This is a genomic window from Mesorhizobium sp. M7A.F.Ca.AU.001.01.1.1 (assembly GCF_004022735.1).
Classification (GTDB): Bacteria; Pseudomonadota; Alphaproteobacteria; order Rhizobiales; family Rhizobiaceae; genus Mesorhizobium; species Mesorhizobium ciceri.
This window is the reverse complement of the sequence record NZ_RZPF01000445.1, coordinates 1-5,541: the sequence shown is the minus strand read 5'-3', so window position 1 is coordinate 5,541 and position 5,541 is coordinate 1. Positions and strand designations below refer to the sequence as shown.

At 64.2% G+C, this 5,541-nt stretch carries 8 protein-coding genes; all 8 read left to right on the top strand.

The window, feature by feature from the left end:
- Positions 1–442: dihydroxyacetone kinase subunit L (locus EN884_RS23790; protein WP_128360763.1), on the top strand; the 442-nt coding region annotated here is incomplete at its 5' end.
- Positions 443–514: 72 nt separating this feature from the next.
- Positions 515–1,117, top strand: coding sequence for a dihydroxyacetone kinase subunit DhaL (dhaL, locus tag EN884_RS23785; protein ID WP_063170451.1), 603 nt, complete (start codon positions 515–517; stop codon positions 1,115–1,117).
- Positions 1,114–1,503, top strand: coding sequence for a dihydroxyacetone kinase phosphoryl donor subunit DhaM (gene dhaM, locus EN884_RS23780; RefSeq protein ID WP_013528085.1), 390 nt, complete (start codon positions 1,114–1,116; stop codon positions 1,501–1,503). The genes dhaL and dhaM overlap by 4 nt, the downstream gene beginning before the upstream one ends.
- Before the next feature lie 22 nt (positions 1,504–1,525).
- The gene (locus EN884_RS23775; protein WP_013528086.1) at positions 1,526–1,828 is read left to right on the top strand and encodes an HPr family phosphocarrier protein; all 303 of its coding nucleotides are present in this window, start codon (positions 1,526–1,528) and stop codon (positions 1,826–1,828) included.
- Entirely contained in the window at positions 1,812–3,398 is a 1,587-nt protein-coding gene (gene ptsP / locus EN884_RS23770; RefSeq protein WP_063169894.1) for a phosphoenolpyruvate--protein phosphotransferase, read from the top strand. Before EN884_RS23775 ends, ptsP begins: the two co-directional genes overlap by 17 nt.
- 11 nt (positions 3,399–3,409) lie before the next feature.
- Entirely contained in the window at positions 3,410–3,832 is a 423-nt protein-coding gene (locus EN884_RS23765) for a hypothetical protein (protein WP_013528088.1), read from the top strand.
- 92 nt (positions 3,833–3,924) lie between these two features.
- Entirely contained in the window at positions 3,925–4,911 is a 987-nt protein-coding gene (dhaK, locus tag EN884_RS23760; protein ID WP_027164278.1) for a dihydroxyacetone kinase subunit DhaK, read from the top strand.
- 64 nt (positions 4,912–4,975) lie between these two features.
- On the top strand, positions 4,976–5,541 hold a 566-nt coding region (locus EN884_RS23755; protein ID WP_164895123.1), incomplete at its 3' end, for a nucleotidyltransferase family protein.

Here is a 5,541-nt window from a genome sequence, read left to right as displayed (position 1 = left end):
GCTCGACACGCTGCCGCTTGCCGAGCCTGCAGCCACCCTTGGCGCGATAGGCGACATTCTGAGCGCGTCGATGGGCGGCTCCAGCGGCGTGCTGCTGTCGATCTTCTTCACGGCGGCGGCGCAGGCTCTGGGCGGCGGCGCGAGCCTGCCCAGAGCGTTGCTTGCCGGCCTTGAACGGATGACCTTTTATGGCGGCGCCAGAATTGGCGATAGAACCATGGTCGATGCGCTGGAGCCGGCGCTCAAAGCACTCGACGCGAACGGCCTGGAGGAGGCGGCAACAGCAGCCCGCCATGGTGCCGAGGCCACGGCCGCCATGGACAAGGCAAAAGCCGGGCGGTCGGCCTATGTCGGCAGCAAGCTGCAAGGTGTGGTCGACCCCGGCGCTCACGCGGTGGCCGAAGTCTTCGCGGCGGCCGCGGCATTGCATGAAGCGGCCTGACGTATGCTCCAGTTGTCGAATGACCGTTCTTTCGATACTGCCGGCAAGATGGAAACCGGGAATGCGGGTGACATGGCGGCGTTGAACCTTGCCCGGCTGATCGCGGCCGCCGCGGATACGATCGCCGCGAACGCCGAGGAATTGACGGCGCTCGACCAGGCGATCGGCGACGGCGACCACGGGCTGAACATGAAGCGCGGCTTCGAGGCCGTGCGCGCCGAAGCCGAAGCATTTTCGGCCAAACCGCTGCCCGATGCCCTGAAGGCGATCGGCACCAAGCTGGTGATGACGGTCGGCGGCGCCTCCGGCCCGCTGTTCGGCACCCTGTTCCTGGCACTCGGCAAGGAGATTTCGGCGAAACCCGATCGCGCCAATCTGACGGCGGCGTTCGGCAAGGCGATCGAAGCTGTGGCAGCACGCGGCAAATCGCAGATCGGACAAAAAACCATGCTCGACGTGCTGCAGCCGGTGCATGACGCGCTGCTGCAGGGAAAGACAGCTCTTGAAATCGCCGATATCGCCGACGCCGCGGCCGACGCGACCGTGCCTATGAAAGCCTTGCGTGGCCGCGCCTCGTTCCTGGGCGACCGATCGATCGGTCATATGGACGCCGGCGCGCGCTCAACCGCGCTGCTGGTGCGCACAGTGGCGCACAGCCTCGGGGAAAGCGCATGAGCAATGTCGGCATCGTCATCGTCTCGCATTCGCCGCTGGTTGCCGAGGGCACGGCCGACATGGTGCGGCAGATGGTGGGCGACGAAGTGCCGCTTGCATGGTGCGGCGGAAACGGCCATGGCGGGCTCGGCACCAATGTCGAGGCGATCATGGGCGCCATCGACAAGGCCTGGTCGGAAGCCGGTGTCGCCATTCTGGTCGATCTCGGCGGCGCGGAGACCAACTCGGAAATGGCGGTGGAGATGATCGGCGAGCCACGCTCGCACAAGATCATAGTCTGCAACGCGCCGATCGTCGAAGGCGCGGTGATGGCAGCGACCGAGGCCTCCGGCGGCGCCTCGCTGCGGGAAGTGGTGGCGACGGCACATGAATTGTCGCCGTCGTGAACGAACGGGAATTTTGAAAGACATGTCCGCATCCGCCGAAGCGACCGTTGTGATCACCCACGAGGTGGGTCTGCACGCGCGTCCTTCGGTGAAGTTCACCAAGTTGGCCAAGAGTTTTGCCGCCGAGGTGGAGATCGCGCTCGCCGCCAACGGGCCATGGTTCGACGCCAAGAGCATCGTCAAGGTGATGGCGGCCAAGGCGCCGAAGGGCACCGTGCTGCACATCAGGGCCAGCGGTGACGGCGCCAATGATGCCGTCGACGCGTTGGTCGAACTGGTGCGGCGCGATTTCGACGAAGGCGCGGACCATGTCCGAACCGCTTAGACTGCAAGGCATTTCGGCCTCGGCCGGCTATGCCGAGGGGCCACTGTTCGACCTCGACCAGACTGTCGTATCCTATGTCGGCAAAGAAACAGCCGACGACGAGAAGGCCGCGCTCGAAGCCGCAATCGCCGTCGCGACAAGCCGTCTCACCGCATTGAGCGAGATGGCCGAGGGCGATGCCGCCGACATTCTCGAGTTTCAGATCGCCATGCTGCAAGACGATGCGCTGAGCAGCCCGGCCTTTGCCGCGATCCGCACCGGCCTGCCAGCCGACAAAGCCTGGCGGCAAGCGCTTGATACCGAGATTGCCGGCTACGACGCGTCAGACCAGGATTATTTCCGCGCACGGGCCGCCGACATACGCGATATCAGGGACCAGGTGCTGCGGGCGCTGTCCGAGGATGGCGACGTCCAGGCGCCAACCGGCGCCATCCTCTACGGCTGGGATATCGCGCCGACGCGTTTTCTCGAAACCGACTGGAGCCGCGGCGGCGGCATCGCACTGAAGGCGGGCAGCACCGCCAGCCACGTCGCCATGCTGGCGCGTTCGCGCGGCGTGCCGATGGTTGTCGGGTTGGGCACTTCGCTGGCTCGTCTAACCGGCACAGCGCTGCTCGACGCCGAACATGGCGGCATTGTGCTGTCACCCTCCAAGACTGAAATCGCTGCTTTTCGCCAATCGTCCTCATCATTCCGGGCGCGCAGCGACCGGGCCGGGACGTTCCTGGCGCGACCGGCGGTGACCAAGGCCGGCACGGCGGTGCGCGTGCAGGTCAACATCGCCGACCCGTCCGATGTCGACCTCATCGACATTACGACCTGCGACGGAGTCGGGTTGATGCGCACCGAATTCCTGTTCGGCAAGACGCTGCCGGATGAGGAGACGCAGTATCGCGCCTATCGCAAGGTGCTGGAGTGGGCCGGTGAAAAACCGGTGACGATCCGCACCGTTGACGCCGGCGGCGACAAGCCGGTGCCCGGCTTTACGGTCGAGGAGAGCAATCCGTTTCTCGGCCTGCGCGGGATCAGGCTGTCGCTGGCAAGACCCGAGGTGTTTCGTGTACAGATCCGGGCGCTGCTGCGCGCCGCTGTCCATGGCAGCCTGAAAGTGATGTTCCCTATGATCGCCATTGTGGAGGAATACCGACAGACAGCGGCGATGTTCGCCGAAGAGCAGACTGCACTTGCCGCACGCGGCGTCGCACACAACATGCCGCCGCTCGGCATCATGGTCGAAGTGCCTTCGGTGGCGATCGTACCGGAAGCCTTTACCGATGCCGCCTTCTTCTCGATCGGCTCCAATGATCTCACCCAGTATGTCATGGCGGCCGCCCGCGACAACGCTGCCGTGGCGCATCTCAATTCGGTCCGTCATCCGGCCGTGCTGCGGCTGATCGCTGCCGTGACGGCGTTTGGCCAGCGGGAAGAGATCCCGGTCAGCCTGTGCGGCGATGCAGCCGGCGATCCAGCCTCGATCCCGTCACTGATCGAGGCCGGCCTGCGCGATCTTTCCGTCGCGCCGGCGCAACTCGCCATGGCCAAGGCGGCCGTCGCGGACGTTTCTGTCTAGGCGCGGCCGGCATGGTCGACAGGACACCCGAACCCGGTTCCGAAGAGGCGATCCGCGCCTACAAGACGATCCTGTCGCAGGTCATCGACCAGCGCCCGTCCGGTATGCGCCAGCGCCTGGCCGATGCGCTCGGCAAGCACCGCAGCTTCGTCACGCAGATTTCCAGTCCTGCCTATTCGATCCCGATTCCGTCAAAACATTTGCCGGCTATATTTTCCGTCTGCCATTTCAGCCCGGCCGAGCGCGACCAGTTTCTCGCCGCCTATCACCAGGCGCATCCAGGCAAGATGTCGATCGCATCAGGCATGCGCAAGACGCGGCATGTCTCGCTGATCGTGCCGGATTTCGGCGACGACAAGCAGAACGCCGCGCTCGATAAGGCGGTGAACGATTTTATCCAAAAGATCACCAGCATCACCGGCAAGAGTGGCTGATCGAACTCTTGTTTTACGCAATTCCGGACGGAAAACCGCGATACACTTTTCCTGGAATTGCTTTGGAAGGCCTATTTCGGGAGGAGACGGCCGTGAAGAAGTTTATCAATTCGGTGGACACGGTGCTGACCGAAAGCCTCGACGGCTTCGTCGCCGCCCATGCCGACATCCTCGTGCTCGGCGACGAGCACAAATTCATCCGCCGCAAGACCTTGCGGCCGGGCAAGGTGGCGCTGATCTCCGGCGGCGGTTCCGGTCACGAGCCGCTGCATGGCGGCTTTGTCGGTCACGGCATGCTGGACGCCGCCTGCCCCGGCCAGGTGTTCACCTCGCCGACACCGGACCAGATGCTGGCGGCGGCAGAGGCCGTCGACACCGGCGCCGGCTGCCTGTTCATCGTCAAGAACTATGAGGGCGACGTCATGAATTTCGAGATGGCGGCCGAAATGTCGGAAGGCGTCCAGCAGATCGTGACCAATGACGATGTCGCGGTCGAGAATTCTTCCTATACGACGGGCCGGCGTGGCGTCGCCGGCACGCTGGTGGTGGAAAAGATCGTCGGCGCGGCGGCCGAACATGGCCTGGCTCTGGCGTCGCTGAAGGCGCTTGGCGACCGCGTCAACGCTGCTACCCGCTCGATGGGCGTGGCGCTGACCAGTTGCACCGTGCCGGCGGCGGGCAAGCCGACTTTCGATATCGGCGACGGCGAGATGGAGTTCGGCGTCGGCATCCATGGCGAGCCCGGCCGCCGGCGCGATGCGCTGAAAAGCGCCGATGCGATCGCGCAGGAGATTTGCGCCGCGATCCTCGGCGATCTCGGCGACAAAGCGAAAGGCCCGGCGCTGCTGTTCGTCAACGGCTTCGGCGGCACGCCGCTGATGGAACTCTATCTGATGTACAACAGCGCACGGCTAATCTTCGAGAAGCATGGCGTGACGGTGACCCGTTCGCTGGTCGGCTCCTACGTCACCTCGCTCGATATGGCCGGCTGCTCGATCACGCTGACCATGCTCGACGACGAGACGACCGCATTCTGGGACGCGCCGGTACACACTGCGGCGCTGCGCTGGGGCATGTAAAAGCTGGCTTACATTAGGCTTTTCTGCAACCATTCCTGACTTGCTCGCAATGCTAGCTGGGTTGATGCTGCCACCGCTTACTTCCGCCCAAGAAAGACTCTTGCTGCGCTTCGCTGACCCCGAGGCGGCGGCAGGCGGCGAAGATTTGTCGGCAAAGACGCTGACGGCGCTGCTCGACAATGCCGAGTTTCACGGCGTGCTGCCGATCATGTTGCGCAAGCTCAGCGGGGACGCGCGGCTGCCAGCGGATGCCGACCTGCACGGCAAGCTGGAGGATCTGCGCCAGAAGGCAACGATCGCCACCGGCCAGTCGATGCTGTTGAAGTATCATGGCGACCGCATCATGAAGGGACTGGCGGCGGACAATATTCCGGCGCGGATCGTCAAGGGACCCGTCTTCGCGCGAAAGCTCTACCGCAACGTCGCCGACAGGCCCTTCACCGACATCGACATCCTGGTCGAACCCGCCAATCTGGCCAGGGCAAACCAGGTGATCGCGGCATGCGGCTTCGAGCTTGGCAGCAACGAGGCCGAATCCTACGAATTGCAGGAATTCAAATGGTTGGAAAAAGAGAATTCCAGCCTGCTGGTCGAACTGCATGGCGACCTCGTGCATGACACCGGCATGCG

Bases quoted from the DNA above. Each gene is read 5' to 3' on its own strand.
- EN884_RS23775 (WP_013528086.1), top strand. From the start codon at position 1,526: ATGTCCGCATCCGCCGAAGCGACCGTTGTGATCACCCACGAGGTGGGT.
- dhaM (WP_013528085.1), top strand. From the start codon at position 1,114: ATGAGCAATGTCGGCATCGTCATCGTCTCGCATTCGCCGCTGGTTGCC.
- ptsP (WP_063169894.1), top strand. From the start codon at position 1,812: ATGTCCGAACCGCTTAGACTGCAAGGCATTTCGGCCTCGGCCGGCTAT.
- dhaL (WP_063170451.1), top strand. From the start codon at position 515: ATGGCGGCGTTGAACCTTGCCCGGCTGATCGCGGCCGCCGCGGATACG.
- EN884_RS23765 (WP_013528088.1), top strand. From the start codon at position 3,410: ATGGTCGACAGGACACCCGAACCCGGTTCCGAAGAGGCGATCCGCGCC.